At 42.9% G+C, this 16,846-nt stretch carries 9 protein-coding genes and 1 riboswitch; of the genes, 3 read left to right on the forward strand and 6 right to left on the reverse strand.

Annotated features, from left to right (window positions below):
- Together gatB and KW136_RS00155 are read left to right on the forward strand one after the other, a co-directional pair.
- Positions 1-1,482, forward strand: coding sequence for an Asp-tRNA(Asn)/Glu-tRNA(Gln) amidotransferase subunit GatB (gatB, locus tag KW136_RS00150; RefSeq protein ID WP_216796307.1), 1,482 nt, complete (start codon positions 1-3; stop codon positions 1,480-1,482).
- A gap of 233 nt (positions 1,483-1,715) precedes the next feature.
- Positions 1,716-2,492 carry an exodeoxyribonuclease III gene (locus KW136_RS00155; protein WP_216796309.1) on the forward strand — a complete coding sequence of 259 codons (777 nt, stop codon included), beginning with the start codon at positions 1,716-1,718 and terminating at the stop codon, positions 2,490-2,492.
- Positions 2,493-2,900: 408 nt separating this feature from the next.
- On the opposite strand, the gene KW136_RS00160 is transcribed toward KW136_RS00155, so the two are convergent.
- The 5 genes from KW136_RS00160 to dapF form a co-directional block, all read right to left on the reverse strand.
- Positions 2,901-4,184 carry an AmpG family muropeptide MFS transporter gene (locus tag KW136_RS00160; protein WP_216796311.1) on the reverse strand — a complete coding sequence of 428 codons (1,284 nt, stop codon included), beginning with the start codon at positions 4,182-4,184 and terminating at the stop codon, positions 2,901-2,903.
- A gap of 3,399 nt (positions 4,185-7,583) precedes the next feature.
- Positions 7,584-8,915, reverse strand: coding sequence for an ATP-dependent protease ATPase subunit HslU (hslU, locus tag KW136_RS00165; RefSeq protein WP_216797349.1), 1,332 nt, complete (start codon positions 8,913-8,915; stop codon positions 7,584-7,586).
- A gap of 96 nt (positions 8,916-9,011) precedes the next feature.
- The gene (hslV, locus tag KW136_RS00170; RefSeq protein ID WP_216796313.1) at positions 9,012-9,548 is read right to left on the reverse strand and encodes an ATP-dependent protease subunit HslV; all 537 of its coding nucleotides are present in this window, start codon (positions 9,546-9,548) and stop codon (positions 9,012-9,014) included.
- A 251-nt stretch (positions 9,549-9,799) separates the two neighbouring features.
- A complete protein-coding gene (gene dksA, locus KW136_RS00175) occupies positions 9,800-10,219 on the reverse strand; it encodes an RNA polymerase-binding protein DksA (RefSeq protein WP_216796315.1) in 420 nt (139 codons plus the stop codon).
- Positions 10,220-11,359: 1,140 nt separating this feature from the next.
- The gene (gene dapF, locus KW136_RS00180) at positions 11,360-12,238 is read right to left on the reverse strand and encodes a diaminopimelate epimerase (RefSeq protein WP_216796317.1); all 879 of its coding nucleotides are present in this window, start codon (positions 12,236-12,238) and stop codon (positions 11,360-11,362) included.
- A gap of 990 nt (positions 12,239-13,228) precedes the next feature.
- Here dapF and metK point away from each other — a divergent pair.
- Entirely contained in the window at positions 13,229-14,410 is a 1,182-nt protein-coding gene (metK, locus tag KW136_RS00185; RefSeq protein WP_216796319.1) for a methionine adenosyltransferase, read from the forward strand.
- A 548-nt stretch (positions 14,411-14,958) separates the two neighbouring features.
- On the opposite strand, the gene KW136_RS00190 is transcribed toward metK, so the two are convergent.
- Positions 14,959-16,365, reverse strand: coding sequence for a branched-chain amino acid transporter BcaP (locus KW136_RS00190; RefSeq protein WP_216796321.1), 1,407 nt, complete (start codon positions 16,363-16,365; stop codon positions 14,959-14,961).
- 341 nt (positions 16,366-16,706) lie between these two features.
- Positions 16,707-16,821, forward strand: a riboswitch (S-adenosyl-L-homocysteine riboswitch).
- Positions 16,822-16,846: the final 25 nt, after the last annotated feature.

Here is a 16,846-nt window from a genome sequence, read left to right on the forward strand (position 1 = left end):
ATGGATTGGGAAGTAGTAATTGGACTAGAGACGCACGCGCAGCTGTCAACTAAGTCAAAAATTTTTTCTGGGGCCTCAACGCAGTTTAGTGCCGCACCAAACATGCAGGCTTGCGCAGTCGATCTAGCTTTACCGGGAGCGCTGCCTGTTACGAATCGAGTCGCTGTTGAGCGAGCAATACTCTTCGGACTTGCTATTAATGCAACAATCGCCCCGAGAAGCGTGTTTTCCCGTAAGCATTACTTTTATCCAGATTCACCTAAAGGCTATCAAATCAGCCAGTACGAGTTGCCAGTTATACGTGGTGGCTTGATTATAATCCGGGTAGAAGTGAACGAGAAATCTCGCCCTAATGTGTATAAGAAATCTATTAAATTAATTCGCGCACATCTTGAAGAGGACGCTGGAAAATCTTTGCACAAGGATTTTACTGGAATGACCGGTATCGATCTGAACCGAGCTGGAATACCGCTTCTAGAGATCGTAACTGAGCCAGATATGCGCAGTGCTGCTGAAGCAGTAGCTTATGCTAAGACATTACATTCATTGGTTGTCTGGTTAAATATTTGCGATGGAAATATGCAGGAAGGCTCTTTTCGCTTCGACGCAAATGTATCGGTACGCCGACTTGGCGATCAAGCATTCGGTACACGCACCGAGATTAAGAATCTAAATTCATTTCGCTTTCTAGAGGAAGCCATTCAATATGAGGTATGTCGCCAGATTAGATTGATTCAGAATGGTGGCATTGTCGTGCAAGAAACTCGGCTATATGATTCGAACCGTGGCGAAACGCAGGCGATGCGTCACAAGGAAGACGCACATGACTACCGTTATCTCCCCGACCCCGACCTAATACCTCTTATAATCAATAAAGATTGGGTCGATAAGGTACGCCGATTCCTGCCAGAGTTACCAGACGCAATGAGGTGTCGTTTTACTAAGCAATATAGTTTACTTAGGCATGAAGCAGACGCTCTTACGACATCACAAGCCTTTGCTGAGTATTATGAGCAAGTAGTATCTAAAGTAGGTATTACAAATGCGAAGATGGTAGCAAACTGGATGATAGGGGGACTTGCATCACACCTGAACCGAGATAGACTGAGTATCGGCGAGACAAGGGTATCAGCCGAACAATTAGCGTTAATTATTCTGAGAATCGTCGATGGTACAATTTCAAATAAAATAGGCAAAGAAATTTTTGGAATTATCTGGGATGAAAATGCTTCTGATAATACAGCGGCAGACCGCATTATCAATTCAAAGAGATTTAAGCAAATCTCCGATATCAGCTCGCTCGAGGCTATTCTAGATACAGTGATTGCTACTAATCCAAAATGTGTTAATGAATATCTTTCAGGCAAGAATCATGCATTTAATGCGCTTGTCGGTCAGATGATGAAAGCTACACAAGGTCAAGCAAATCCACAGCAGGTTAACGAACTACTAAAGAACAAGCTTTCTAAGCATTCAAAGTAGATTCTTTGTCACTCTCTCCGAGTCTTATAAACACTTAAACAACTACGAATATACTGGCACGAATTATTTTCGAAACCTAGTATTTACTGATTTAGTACTATAGATTCTATTATTAAATATACTATATATTATAAATAATGCATTATTTAATACATCTTTATCAGGTGATGTATGGAGTCTGATGAGTAATATTAACCATCAAAATCGCTTTGTTTATGGGAAAAAATTAAACCATGCTTCGAATTATAACGGTTAATCTTAACGGTATACGTTCTGCTGCAAAGAAAGGCTTTTTTGACTGGTTTCCCGAACAGAATGCGGATATTATCTGCATGCAAGAAATTAGGTGCTCTCAAAATGATATGACGCCTAAATTCCTTATGCCTTACGACTTTATTGGCTACTTCCAGCATGCAGAGAAGAAGGGCTATAGTGGTACGGGCCTCTATGCAAAACATAAACCGGACGAATTCATCGCTGGTTTTGGCAATAAAGCATTTGATTATGAGGGGCGCTATGTCGAGTTACGCTATGGAGACCTATCGCTAATATCAGTTTATATACCGTCTGGTTCGAGTAGTACAGAGCGGCAGTCTATAAAATACCGATTTATGGATAATCTCTATGTACACCTAGATAAGCTTCGCCGCGAGCGTGAAGTAATTTGCTGCGGCGATATAAACATCGTGCATAAGGAAATCGATATCAAGAATTGGAAGGGCAATCAGAAGAACTCCGGATGCCTACCCGAAGAGCGAGCATGGCTAACTAGAATATTCGACGAGCTCGGCTATATAGATGTCTTTCGTATGCTAGATCCTCGGCCTGAACAGTACACATGGTGGAGTAATCGCGGTCAAGCCTATATAAAAAATATAGGATGGCGGATCGATTACCAGATCGCAACAGCTAGCATTGCTTCCACCGCTAGGCGCACGTCTATTTTTCGTAATATTAAGTTTAGTGATCATGCGCCGCTGACGATTGACTATGAATATACACTCTCCTGATGTACGTCTTTTCATAAGGTTTAGACATATCATTCAAATACCTATAGAGATCTTAGGCATTCTAGCTTTATAGGGTATTACACTAGCGATTTTAAATAGCGCTGACTGTGGCGACTAGATGTTAGCCGATATAAAATCGGTATACGCTAAGATTAGCAATCTTAAAGTTTGGAACTCTGCCGAACTACTATAGGGTATCATCCTAAATGAGGAGATATAATCCACATATTACCTTGACGGCCCTGTCCGCTACGTAGACAGGGCCGTCAATAATGAGAAAAGTACGCGACAGAACAAAAAACTCACTAGCTATTTAGCTAGTGCTAAGACCCCCCGTGCACGGGGACAGGTAATAGCTTGCAATAATAGTGCCTAGGATAGTGCAAACCGCGATACATGATCGCTATATTATCGCGGTTTCCATGGTGCGATCCTTGGAAGAAGCATCATGCCTGGAATCGCTAGAACGGCGCACAGTAAGAAAAAATCAAACCAGCCTATCTGAGAGACGATATAACCAGCGCCGGCATTAGCAAAAGTTCGAGGCACTGATGCAAGGCTAGTGAATAATGCAAACTGCGTTGCAGTATATCGCGGGTCAGTCGTACCTGCAATATACGTAGTAAAAGCGGCCGTACCTAGGCCTGTAGCGAATGCCTCGAGGCTGATGACCGTCGCTAGTCCAGGTAGCGTATGACCCGTTCTGGCAAGTACCGCGAATCCGAGTACTGCAACTATTTGTGCGATACCGAAAGTCCATAAGCCACGAGCTGTGCCAATTCGCATTAGCCACATACCCCCAAAGATACCGCCGGCAATACTTGCCCAGAAGCTGCTAGTCTTAGATACTAATCCAATTTCTGTTTTCGTAAAGCCAATATCAAGATAGAAGGACGTAGCTAGCGAGGTCGCCATATTGTCACCGAGCTTATACAGAAAAACGAACGCTAGTAAAATCAGAGCTTGCTTTGCTCCATCACGTGCGACGAATTCCCGAAATGGCATTAATACAGCCTCTTCTAGCGTATGTGGCAGCGTACTCTGCACCTGAGGCTCGCTCACTAATAGGGCTGTCGCTACACCTGGCAGCATGAACGCTGCCGTGACAGCAAAAACCGTTGACCAAGCGCAGTGGTCGGCCAAGATTAATGACAGAGAACCAGGCACAAGAGCAGCTAATTTATATGCGTTGACATGAATTGCCGTACCTAGACCTTGCTCGGTGTCTTTTAGTAGCTCGCGCCTGTATGCATCAAGCATAATATCTAGGCTTGCACTTGCGAATGCAAGAGCAGCGGCAAGCACGGCCACTGTACGGATTGAGTTGGTCGGTGACACAAATCCCATTGTAGCGACTAGCGTGAGAACGCCAAGCTGGGTTAATAATATCCAGCCACGTCGGCGCCCAGGGCGCCATCGGCCAAATCTAGGCACAAAACGATCCATTAATGGCGCCCATACAAATTTCCATGTATATGGAAATTGCAATAAGGCGAAGAGGCCAATGGTTTTTATATCGACACCTCCATTTCTCAGCCACGCTTGCACTAGGTTTAGCAGCGTGAAAAGTGGTAGGCCCGACGTAAATCCAAGAAACACGCAGATTAACATGCGTGTATTGAAGTAGACTCGCCAACCCGAATTTGGATCGTGTGCGGCCAGTGTACGCGCTTCGTAAGGCGGAGTAGACATGAGTTTGCGGTAAACGAACAAGACCGGTCAAATTTTAGGACGTAATATTCTACAAGACTACTACGCTAGTATACTAATTGCGTACTATCCTCCGATGCAATACATCCCTCTAGAGACAGGATACCGCACCTACGAGGGATATATCGAGTTAATATTATGTTATATACCTATTTGGGTATTCTAAATGAAGTCGAATATGCTATTTTATTTAGTGCTCTTATACATATCTTGATAAAGCTTCTAATTATACGAGAAACGGCATAAGTAGCGTAAGTACATAGAGTCTAAAAACTTTCTAGTTTATTTTCGGATTTCCATAGTGATGGATTTCGCGTAATAGGTGCGTATAAGATTGCAAGAGCATCCGTCATCGAATAAAAAATGCATTTTAATAACCATAAAATTCATTAATTGTTCCATAAAGTAATGTTGTAATTGTATTTGGATCGCCTTTCTTAGCCAATCTCGAGGAAGTGAGCTAGAAACAAATACTAATAAAGATGTCTTAAAATAAAGCGGCCTGTATCTTTATGTTCATCGCTGTCACATGTTACTAATGCATGATTTTATCAGTAGACTTATACTAGTACCAAAATGGTTAGTAAATTCGATGCTGCTAATATCAGCAGATAGAAATTAACTGAAAATTTATTATTAAAATTAGAGTGATATATTTTATGCGTGATCTATACTATTCTAGCATTTTAAAAAACTTCGCCCCTTATTAGAAGTAACCCATTATATGATATATTCGATAATGTGCGTAGCTCCAGGGCTAAAACGCGGCCTGTTATGGGTGGCTATAGTGTTTTTTATTACAGCAATACAAGTCTAATAAGGGCATTTAACTAATAGTTCTATAGCACTCTATATTTTTTTCTGACGGACTAAGCTTTAAAGCGATAACCACTTAATATACAACACATTATAGATATAGGACGTTCCAGGCGAATATCTGCATATTATTGGGAATGCTATTTATTACCACCTTGAAACGCTTGATCATAGGCATACCTATATATCATAGAGCTAGCTTGTAGCAAGATAAATACTTATAAATTTATTAAATACGAAGAGCAAGCTATGATTATTAACGCTCATCATACAGCAGTGTGATATATTCAAAATAGCCTGTATATCTATTATATTACCTAAAAAACTTAATTTTTTAAGCCCGTGTTTATATGTTTATACATTGTGGCTCAGTGGCGTGAAATTCTTAGAGCGTGATAGAAGAGTATTATTTTAGCTAACAGGATGCTAAGCTCGCTAAAGATTGTAATCATCAAGCTCCAGCCCGGTTAAGGAATAAGCCACTTTGGCTATAATAATATAGTGAAATGGGAATTTATGGATTGATAATATCAATCGAGCTGATACCTTTACTTGTGTTTTATCTACCTCCTAAGGCACCCGAGGAGTGGGTCTAATAAGGATCAAAGCAATATGTGCTAAGAATATAAACTATCAACGATTACTTATGAGCAATACCGAGTACTTAATGCGTCATATTAATGATATGATGGGGTGCATGCTACTTCCAGCTATATGCAGTAATAATAAAATTATTGTCCTCAATATACCTATAATCGTACTACCGGTAGGTAGTACGTCGATATTATGCGCTGATAAAGAATTTCGTAGTATTTTCTTTTTGTATATCACGCCTAGTATATTTGCGATATCAATCAACTTTCTATCTTTATCACGACCGCTGATATAGCTGAAACCATGTCTGCGGTAAGTTAATATTATATGTGAGACAGTCTTTACCGAACAGATGCGTTAATATAGCCAGAATAAATATATTGTTCTAGCATCTATACAACTATAGTGTTGATGTATTGGATCTTACTTAGTTGGCTAATATCTATATATTTCACCAGTTTTTTATTTTAATGTGCTTCGCTTCACCTTCTAACAAGCGATAGAAAAAAACGCATAGATTAAGAGCTTTGTTATTAATCATGCTTAGAATTCAAATAAACGCTCTTAACACCTAGAATATTATCTACAAGGTGTACCTGTCGTCTATTTATAGAGTAAGAGGTAATATTTAGTATTATGACTTAAATCCGAGAAGTCTAATAAAGTTAGAAACTCAAATAAAAAATTAGACAGCCACTAATTAGTCTTATTCTGTATTGATTTTTCTATACAGTGGCCTTGATAACAGGTTTATTACTACTCTAACGATTTAACCTAGCAAGGTTATCTACGGTCTTGAGGGGATTAACTATATCGGTCATAGACCTCGGATTACTCAATACTAACTGCTCGTCTTTAGCTCCGTACTACAAAAGATAGACTGACTAACGACCTATTCGATCCCTAAAGCAACTAGAGTGCAGGTAAATGCTTAGCCGGCGTTAAACTTATTGTACAGTATATTTTGTGTATGTCGTTTGTGCTGTAGAGACAAGTCTCAGTCCTGGGCTAGAAAGCCTCTAATCAAGCATAAAATCAGCGCCTTACTGCTAATAGCTCGGGTTTTAGTGAAAGAGTAGTGCACTTGTTTTATGATAACTAGACGTTTTCGCTACACTATCAGACTAGAATAGTCTTTCTAGAGCATTAGTTGTTTTATTGTATATAGATATATTCCTTGTATAGGAATATATTTTTTCCTGTCAGTGCTATTCTCAGAATATAACTTGAAACGAATTTATCGTGTATTAGCGCTTTTTATCACCGTATATACATTACCTATGGGTAGGAGGCGCGCTAACGTATTAGTTCCTAGATACTTATAGTGGTCAGACAGATCTTAACTACTTTTATTCGTGACCGTGCTTTAAGGAATGCGGGGACGAACGATACAGCGTGAGTTTATATTTCTCGTGTATGCTAACAGCGAGGCTAGAAGTTACTTAATTTCTAAAGTTATCTAACACTAATAATGATGTGACTTATGTGACGATAGAGCTTGCTAACTATCTAATATATCTTAACAAAGAAGTTGAGTGAGAAGCTTTCTAGTGTTTAACGATAGGTGGTATTTGATGCTATCTGCGCTTACATCTTTATCCTGTTGGGGACTCTACTCTTTTATTAGATAGCTTGATCGCGAGTAGCCGGCTTAGTTTTTATACACATTATGGTTATGTAGAATAGCAAGCGGAAGTACTGAGTACTTTAAGTAAGATATTGATGACTACCTGTCCAGAAAACCAGCTAATATATAGACAGTTCTTTTAATGTCGGGCACACGGGAAAGCATCCGAGAATTCTATAGCGCTTTTAGCGTCATGAATTTAATTAGGAATTTAGCAACCTGGCGTTTGATGTTGCAGTAGTATTTAAGCGACTGCGCCGCTGGTGCCCCCTAATTAAGGGCTGTAATGCAAGCTAATAAACATATATTAAATAATAGTAGCGCGTACTCATCTACAAGTTGATTTATAGCACATAGCGTGATAAGTCTTCGTTTTTTGACACGTCATTCAGAGCGGTGTTAACGTACTTAGCATTAATCTTGACTGATTGTCTAGAATTATTGCCAGCCGAAAACGAAATTTCTTCAAGAAGCTTTTCAATAACTGTGTATAGGCGCCGAGCTCCTATATTCTCAGTTTTTTCGTTAACTGAAAAAGCGATTTCAGCGAGGCGTTTAATGCCATCCTCAGTAAATTCAAGGTGTACATCCTCGGTTGCAAGAAGTGCTTGGTATTGCTTAACTAGGCTTGCATCAGTGCGTACTAAAATAGATTCAAAATCACCAACTGATAGCGAATCTAATTCAACGCGAATAGGAAATCGCCCCTGAAGTTCAGGAATTAGATCACTCGGTTTAGCAAGGTGAAATGCACCGCTAGCAATAAATAGAATATGATCAGTCCTCAGCATGCCATACTTAGTATTGATTGTTGTACCTTCAACAAGAGGCAGTAGGTCACGCTGCACACCCTGGCGCGATATTTCACTTCCAGTATTCTCCTGGCGCGATGTAATCTTATCAATCTCATCGAGAAATACGATGCCGTTCTGTTCAGCATTTTGCACCGCTCGAGTTTTAATATCTTCTTCGTTAATCATCTTGGCAGATTCTTCATCTGTTAAGAGCTTTAAGGCTTCTTTTATTTTTGCCTTGCGATGCTGCTTCTTACCTCCGCTGAGGTTAGCAAACATCGAGCGGATTTGCTCCGTCATTTCCTCCATACCAGGAGGACCCATAATATCCATACTGGTCTGTGGCGTTTCGATATCTAGCTCGATTTCTTTGTCGTCTAGCTGACCTTCTCGTAGCCGCTTTCGGAATGTCTGGCGCGTTACGCTTTCACTCTCATCGCTAGTCGCACTAAAGCCGGCGGGACGTACTTCTGGTAGAAGGATATCTAATATCCGGCTCTCAGCAAGTTCCTGCGCTTTCCTGAAAACTTTTCGAATTTCTGATTCACGTATCTGTTTAACCGAGATATCGATTAGGTCGCGTACGATACTATCGACATCGCGTCCGACGTACCCAACTTCCGTAAACTTTGTGGCCTCAATCTTAATAAATGGCGCATCGGCAAGCTTGGCTAGACGTCGCGCAATTTCTGTTTTTCCTACGCCAGTCGGTCCGATCATTAAAATGTTTTTCGGGGTGATTTCTTGGCGTAACGGATCTAGCACTTGCTGACGCCGCCAGCGGTTGCGTAGTGCGACTGCAACCGCGCGCTTAGCGCGGTTCTGTCCAATAATATTCTTATTTAATTCAGAGACGATTTCAGCGGGAGTCATAGTAGTCATGTTCGACATTTTTAAGGTAGCGCCAAGCCCGAATTAGCTCTTAGGCTGCGATACGCAGGCATAATAGTCCTGCAAGGTCGATTAGGGCGGTTCGGATTATTCAATGATTTCGATAATGCGGTTGTTATTTGTATAGATACACATGTTACCGGCAATTTCGAGCGACTTCTCGACAATATCGCGTGCACCAAGATCAGTATTCTCCGCAAGTGCGCGTGCTGCAGCTTGCGCATATGCACCACCCGAGCCAATAGCACATATACCGTTTTCCGGATCAAGCACATCTCCGTTTCCGGTAATCACTAGTGTTGTTTCAATATTAGCTGCAATCAGCATCGCTTCCAGACGACGAAGCATGCGATCGGTGCGCCAGTCTTTAGCAAGCTCGACAGCGGCGCGGGTCAGGTTACCTTGGTGCTTTTCTAGCTTTCCCTCAAAGCGATCCAGTAGTGCAAATGCGTCAGCAGTACCACCAGCAAAACCTACCAAAACCCTGCCGCCGTAGATGCGCCGCACCTTCTTGGCGCTACTTTTCATGACGATATTGCCTAATGTCACCTGCCCATCTCCGCCTAATGCAGTGCTATTGCTGCGCCGTACTGAGACTATGGTTGTGCCGTGATATTGCTCCATATGGAATTCCTTTAATCGAAGTCCTCGCGAGCGGCCGCAGGGTGGGCTGGGGCCGTACATCCCTATCTCTATTTTAGGGCGGCTCGAATAATATCAAGGCGGTTTTACGTGGAGTGATGCTAATGTAACCGCAAACTCTCCTGCATAACACGCCTGTGATCAACTTACTATAAATAAAAAGACACGCTTATGGCGTGCTTTCCAATCAATATTTGTCTTGATTGCATCATCGAACTATATGTTGCTGGATATTAATCGCCGAACAACTTTTGGCGTAGTTCGCGGCGTTTCTGTGCCTCGAGAGATAATGTTGCAGTCGGTCGAGCAAGAAGACGCGGAATTCCAATAGGTTCACCCGTTTCTTCACACCAGCCATACTCGCCGGATTCTATTCTTGCAAGAGATTGCTGCACTTTTTTTAGAAGCTTGCGTTCACGGTCGCGTGTGCGAAGCTCAAGTGCATGCTCTTCTTCGATTGTCGCGCGATCTGCCGGATCGGGTACCACTACAGTCTCCCGGAGATTTTCCGTCGTCTGCCCAGCATTGCGCAGGATTTCCGCCTGTAACTGTTCAAGCCTGTGCTTGAAGAAGGCAAGCTGACTCTCCTTCATATAATCCTTATCGTTCATCTTCAGGATTTCGGCTTCGGTTAAAAGTCGTGTCGTTGTCATCTGTCTAGCTGTCTTTATTGTAAGTCGCGGGATCAAGCATTACCCGTATCTACCATAGCTTGAAATTATAAAAGTCATGCCGAATTTATTCGGGCAAAATATGTTAGTCGTTATGGGGCTAACTCCTTTAGAGGCTATATCATTATTATTTTCTAGCGGGCACTTATTGTAACTGAACTACATCATCTTCTGATGTATGCAAGATTTCAGAGGTCTAGCACGGTGTAAACCTGCATAGACGCTACATTCGAGTGACTGAGCAATTCCTGAACCATAGTAGATTACCGCCTAATTACAGGAGATACGACTCGAACGAGTGCCGAAGACATATGGATGGTACATAAGATGGGGCCGCCTGCAATAGTCTATTTCGGTTATATGCTAAGAGCTTATAACGCATCAATTACTTTAATACTGATCGACACACCGCTTACCCTACTTTTTTACCTAGTATAGTTATATCGGCTATATCTAGATTAATCTAGCTAGCCGAGTGGTACTTGAAAATAAAAGCGATATCTAAGCGGACAAGCTCAATTAATCAAGGCCCGCAAGAATAAAGTAGATAAGAATTTATAGATCACTTAAATACATTGGGTAATTAAATGCACAAGGCTTCTATCAACGTAATAGTAGTATCGTTGCTAGATAACTTTGGAAAGAGTTCTGACCCGATTTAACATGGTAGGTTAGCGGTTAGTAGACACATAGCGTAGAGTGGTAGTACCTGTAAGCCAATTGATATGCTATGCTCGAATTTCGACTTTATAATATCCGGAATATGTAAAGTTGATCGTATTAAGTTAAAAATCTGGTACATTACTCTTTAATAGAACATTGCAGCTAGGCTATAGTTCTTGTATCCATAAAGCAAAATTCTTATTTGTTGCTTTTTCTCGATGCTGTAAAGCTATGCCACGTAAATTTGGCGGCTATAATGCGATATATGCAGCTCTGCGGGGGGGCAGCCGAAGAACTGCAAGTTGGTCGCCGGCTAATTGATAACTCCCTTAACAATTTATTAAATTTAGTAATCGCTCAATAAGGTTCTTTGCAGCGCATAGGCGCGCCAGGACAGCCTGTCTAAGAATGCAACAGAGTAGGTGCCTTTACTACCCACTCCTAAGTAGGTAGTTACGCTCACACAAGGAAATCCTCTGGAATGTCTATTTCGCCTGTGAACACAGTGCGTGCTGGGCCGGTCATCATAACTGAGGCGCTACTATCATGCCGACCACTCCATGAGATAGTCAGTGTGCCCCCGTGCACATGCACGAGCACGGGGGAGTCTAGTACTCTCCGTCGGATGCCGGTTACTACCGCTGCACAAGCGCCAGAGCCGCATGCGAGCGTTTCACCCACGCCGCGCTCATAGACACGTAGTTTTATTGCGTGCCGCGAGACGATTTGCATAAATCCTGCGTTTACCTGGCTTGGGAAATGCGCGTGTGATTCTATAAATGGTCCATCTATGAGTACCGGTGCGGTGTTAATATCATCGATGATTTGCACTGCATGGGGATTGCCCATCGAAACCACAGAGATCCATTGTGTCGTGCCATGCACGTCGAGTGGCCACAATAAATCATCAGCATCGTGGACTGGTGTCAACCCAAGCGAGTCGAATGGCACTTGTGTCGGCGCTAGTCCTGGGGCGCCCATGTCAACAAGTACGTCACCGTTATCCTGTAGACTCAACATACTTACACCGCGCTGAACCTGTACTCGAATTGCACGCGCATTGCTGAGGCCAGTTTCATGCACGAACTTTACAAAACAGCGAGCACCATTACCACAGTGTTCCACTTCACGGCCGTCACAGTTAAATATCCGGTACTTAAAATCTACGCCATTAACAGTAGGTCGCTCGACTAGCAGTAGCTGATCTGCGCCAACTCCAAAATGGCGATCAGATAGGTAACGCACTAATGTGGGCGTAGGTGAGATCATGTTACGTATGCCGTCAAGGATTATAAAGTCATTGCCGGTACCATGCATCTTTGCAAATTTAAGCTTCATATAATTAAATTATAGTCGAGCGATAGTCAAGCCCTCTTCGCTGGATGGAAGTATTTGAGAACGTTTATGTCTTAGAGATGTGCAGAATTTCTTCTCTAGCCATGTATCTATGCGGCTCGTCCACAATAAGGCTAGTGCCATTTAGAGAGTGTTCAGAGGGTAAAGATATTGATTTAATAACTCTTATAATACGGTAGTACATTGCAGAGAAACAATACTAATTATATATACCTTGTTTTCACAAGCTGGATGCACCCTAAAAACGGTACGAAGAATGAATTACATATCCCAAATCGATCTCCATCCGAACGTTACTGGCTAGCGCTCACATAGCCAACGCATCTAGAATAATCAGAATTATCGATTCGATTAATTAACAAAGAGTTAGAGAAGAGCGGTACAGTGCAGCGAACTGCTGACTCGCCTTATAAATGGCGGTTATGCTACTAATTAGGCTAGGCCTAATTCTTTCACTTATATCCTAAGCTATACTGCTTTGTATTGTGTGTTAGAAATGCGGATTCATGATCCGCTCACATGACGTTTTACTCCATTGCGGGAATTAGAACACTAGGTTAGTGTTACATACACCACAACATTTCTTCTGAATTCGGTATATTAAAATGTTCCGCTCTTCTGCAAAGAAAGCGATTTATAGCTCTATACGGCAGAAACAAAAAAGCTCTAGAGGCTCTAGATGAGATAGCTAGTTCTAATAGCTAGCTAATAGCGTGCAATATGTGCTATTGACCGCTCTTATTTTCAAGATAACAAGAAAACAAAAATTCAGCTTCTGTAAGTGCTTATATATAAATCGCTATAATACAGGCAAGCTCTACGTTAATGAGGCAGCTCTCGGGGTGATAGCATGCTCGGCATTTCATTTCTAGAATCGTCGCCCAAAACGTAATCCGACAAAGCATCGCCGCTTCGACCCGAAGTCGGCAATAATGTTCAAATATAACCGACTTCATTACTGGAGCCAACGAAGTGGCGAACAGCTATCTTTTTACCTCAGAATCTGTATCTGAGGGTCATCCGGACAAGGTGGCTGACCAAATTTCAGATGGAATCCTCGATGCAATCCTTGCGCAGGACTGCTATTCAAGAGTGGCAGTCGAAACTTTATGCAACACTGGTTTAGTAGTTCTAGCTGGCGAAATTACAACGCACGCAAATGTCGATTATATTCAAGTTGCGCGCGATACAATTAAGCGCATTGGTTATGACAACACCGATTTTGGTATTGATTACCGCGGTTGTGCAGTGTTAATGGCTTACGATAAACAGTCTCCGGATATTGCGCAAGGCGTGAACAATGCGCATGACGATGATTTAGATCAGGGTGCGGGCGATCAAGGTTTAATGTTTGGCTATGCGTGCAACGAAACGCCTGAACTAATGCCGCTACCAATCCATTTATCACACCGCCTTGTCGAGAGGCAGGCTGACCTGCGGCGCGACGGTCGTCTGCCGTGGCTGCGGCCGGATGCAAAGTCTCAGGTGACGGTGCGCTATGTTGATGGGCGTCCTGACGCAATTGATACGGTCGTACTCTCTACGCAGCATGCGCCAGATATTAATCTATCCACATTACGAGAAGCGGTAATCGAAGAAGTTATTAAGCCGGTATTGCCAAGCGAGCTAGTCAAGAAAAATTTAAAATTTCTCGTTAATCCGACTGGCCGATTTGTAATTGGCGGCCCCCAGGGAGATTGTGGGCTTACTGGACGTAAAATAATCGTTGATACATATGGAGGAGCTGCGCCACATGGCGGCGGAGCGTTTTCGGGTAAGGATCCATCTAAGGTAGATCGCTCCGCTGCATATGCTGGTCGCTACGTTGCAAAAAATATCGTTGCAGCAGGCCTTGCCTCCCGCTGTCTCATCCAAGTTTCGTACGCGATCGGGGTAGCACACCCCACATCAGTGATGGTTAACACATTTGAGACTGGTCGGGTGCCGGATTTAATGATTACTAAGCTTGTTCAGCAGTATTTCGATCTACGCCCGAGGGGTGTTATTCAAATGCTGAACTTGCTACGTCCGATTTACGAAAAAACCGCCGCCTATGGTCATTTTGGTCGCGAGGAGCCTGATTTTTCATGGGAAGCTACTGACAAGGCAATGATGCTGTCTACAGCAGCCGGCATCGATCCGGCGTTTCCCTAGCCTAATAATGATAGAACGATACAAAAGCCTCTTAGCTAAGCTAAAAAAATATTGAGTATTTTTACCGGTTCTCTTTTTAAGCGGTTAGCGTGTGAAAACATATCTTTATTTCTCTCCTGGAGAAAGAGTAATGCATGACTATTACCAATAGAGGCTGCGTTACCCAGCTCTACTAACACCATCAGGAGATATATAGCCCTAGATGCTGCAATGTAGTCTTGATTAGTTAAAAAACTAGCTTAGAAGCGTATGTAAAAGCTTATGCTCAATCGAGCGGCACAATGCACATTAACATATATACACACTAGACTGGATTTACCTGGCCTATACTAAACGCAGGTGTAATAGTAGGGGCATTTTCCATAGTAGTACCACCCTATTGGGTGGTACTACTATGGAAAGCAGCATACTGTTATCTTTTTGTAAGGAGAGCTGTTTCTAGAGCTGTTCTGTATATCTTGGATGCGGCTGATATCTATAACTGAGAGGTCAGCCGCATATATACGCAAGGGAATTATATGGACACTATTGCTGTGTATATGCACATACTATTCATGTGCTGGACTTAAAGCAATCTTTGCATGCTGCCGTGAGTAGCTAAAGTATACGATTAGCCCTAGTGCCAGCCATATTACGAATGCGACCCATGTCATTGCTTGTAAATTAGCCATCAGAAATACACAGGATGCGACCGCAAAAATTGGTACAAGAGGCACACCTGGACATCGAAATGCACGAGGCAGTGCTGGATGTGTGTGGCGTAAAATCAGTACCGCGATGGAAACCATCGAAAAAGCTGCGAGGGTGCCTATATTAATTAACTCTGCTAAGACATCGAGCGGCATTAGCGCACCTATTAATGCGAAAAAGATACCTACTATCCAGGTAGTAATAAGTGGCGTCTGGAATCTTGGGTGGATTCGGGAGAGTGCAGCAGGCAGCAAGCCATCTCGTGACATTGCGAAGATGATACGTGTTTGGCAGTACATCATTACGAGGATTACCGTTAACATACCGAGGACAGCACCCAGATCGACAAATCCAGCAACCCAGTCAGCACCGATCATCTGAAGCACGTAGGATACCGGATGCGACACATGTGCAAACTCACTATACGGTACAACTCCAGTAACAACTGCAGCGACCGCCATATAGAGTGTTGCGCAGATAGCAAGCGACCCAATAATACCAATTGGTAGATCTCTTTTTGGGTTTTTGACTTCTTCTGCTGCAGATGATACTGAGTCAAATCCAATAAAAGCGAAAAACATTACCGCTGCGGCTCCGAATACACCAGACCAGCCCATGGGCATAAATGGATGCCAGTTTGCTGGTTGGACATGGAGGGCACCAACCGCAATGACTAGTAATACAACGCCTAGTTTAATTACGACCATCACGTTGTTAATACGAGTAGATTCGCGTATGCCGGTTGACAACAGAAGTGTGACGGCTATGATAACGAGAAACGCTGGCAAATTAAACCATGTTATGTGATCTGGTACAGTGCCGGGTGCTGCAGTTAATATTTCTGGTAGCGTAATACCAAAGCCAGATAATAACGATTGCAGGTAGCCTGACCACCCAACTGATACCGCTGATGTTGCAAGTCCATATTCAAGCATTAAATCCCAACCGATGATCCAAGCAGCAAGCTCGCCAAGCGTCGCATACGAATAAGTATAAATCGAACCAGCTACAGGAATCGTCGACGAGAATTCAGCATAGGCAAGCGCTGCGAAGCAGCACGCTATTGCCGCAATGAAAAAAGATAGCATTAGGGCTGGACCAGCTATCACTGCGCCTGTTCCTGTCAGAACGAAGATGCCGGTACCGATGATAGCTCCGATTCCAAGAAGCGTGAGATCTAATGGGCCTAGAGTTCTGGACAAGCTGTTATCTGCATTGCGGCTAGCCAGCATATGATCAATATTTTTTTTCCGAAACAGTGACATAGGGCGGTACTCGGCAGCCGGAGAGCGGCGCAGCCGACCTCAGTAAAAATGTCTATTCTAACTTACTAGCAGTTGATTCGGTGCTATTCTCTGTAATTCTCGGTAAGAATTACTATTGGTGGCAGTTGTAGTTAGCCAGTGCTATGTATTCACATGGCTAGTGGCTCTGATAGCCCAGGCTATCAGCATCTGACTCGCTAGAGTTTAGCGCTATCCAATAGGCCGAATGAGCAGCTTAAGTTAGCGTGATCAGAATCCAGTAGATCATACTACACCCATCTATCTGTCTCAGCTGTCTGGCTTAATTGAGCGATATCCTTTGATTTGATACAATCTCGGCTTATTTCGAGGGGCGTTGCGACAGCTTATAGCCAACAGGCTCGAAATTCTTCGATCGGCAGTTTCGTTGCACTTATTTAACGCCTGCGGTCGTGGCTATAACGGCGCTCACGTCCTTTTATTGCTTTTGATGGAAAAGGAG

It is taken from the genome of Candidatus Vallotiella hemipterorum, assembly GCF_910593725.1.
Lineage (GTDB): Bacteria > Pseudomonadota > Gammaproteobacteria > Burkholderiales > Burkholderiaceae > Mycetohabitans > Mycetohabitans hemipterorum.

What these genes read in the sequence shown, in the direction of transcription:
- hslU (WP_216797349.1), bottom strand. Translation starts at nt 8,915, where the DNA reads ATGACTACTATGACTCCCGCTGAAATCGTCTCTGAATTAAATAAGAAT.
- dapF (WP_216796317.1), bottom strand. Translation starts at nt 12,238, where the DNA reads ATGAAGCTTAAATTTGCAAAGATGCATGGTACCGGCAATGACTTTATA.
- dksA (WP_216796315.1), bottom strand. Translation starts at nt 10,219, where the DNA reads ATGACAACGACACGACTTTTAACCGAAGCCGAAATCCTGAAGATGAAC.
- KW136_RS00155 (WP_216796309.1), top strand. Translation starts at nt 1,716, where the DNA reads ATGCTTCGAATTATAACGGTTAATCTTAACGGTATACGTTCTGCTGCA.
- hslV (WP_216796313.1), bottom strand. Translation starts at nt 9,548, where the DNA reads ATGGAGCAATATCACGGCACAACCATAGTCTCAGTACGGCGCAGCAAT.
- KW136_RS00160 (WP_216796311.1), bottom strand. Translation starts at nt 4,184, where the DNA reads ATGTCTACTCCGCCTTACGAAGCGCGTACACTGGCCGCACACGATCCA.
- gatB (WP_216796307.1), top strand. Translation starts at nt 1, where the DNA reads ATGGATTGGGAAGTAGTAATTGGACTAGAGACGCACGCGCAGCTGTCA.
- KW136_RS00190 (WP_216796321.1), bottom strand. Translation starts at nt 16,365, where the DNA reads ATGTCACTGTTTCGGAAAAAAAATATTGATCATATGCTGGCTAGCCGC.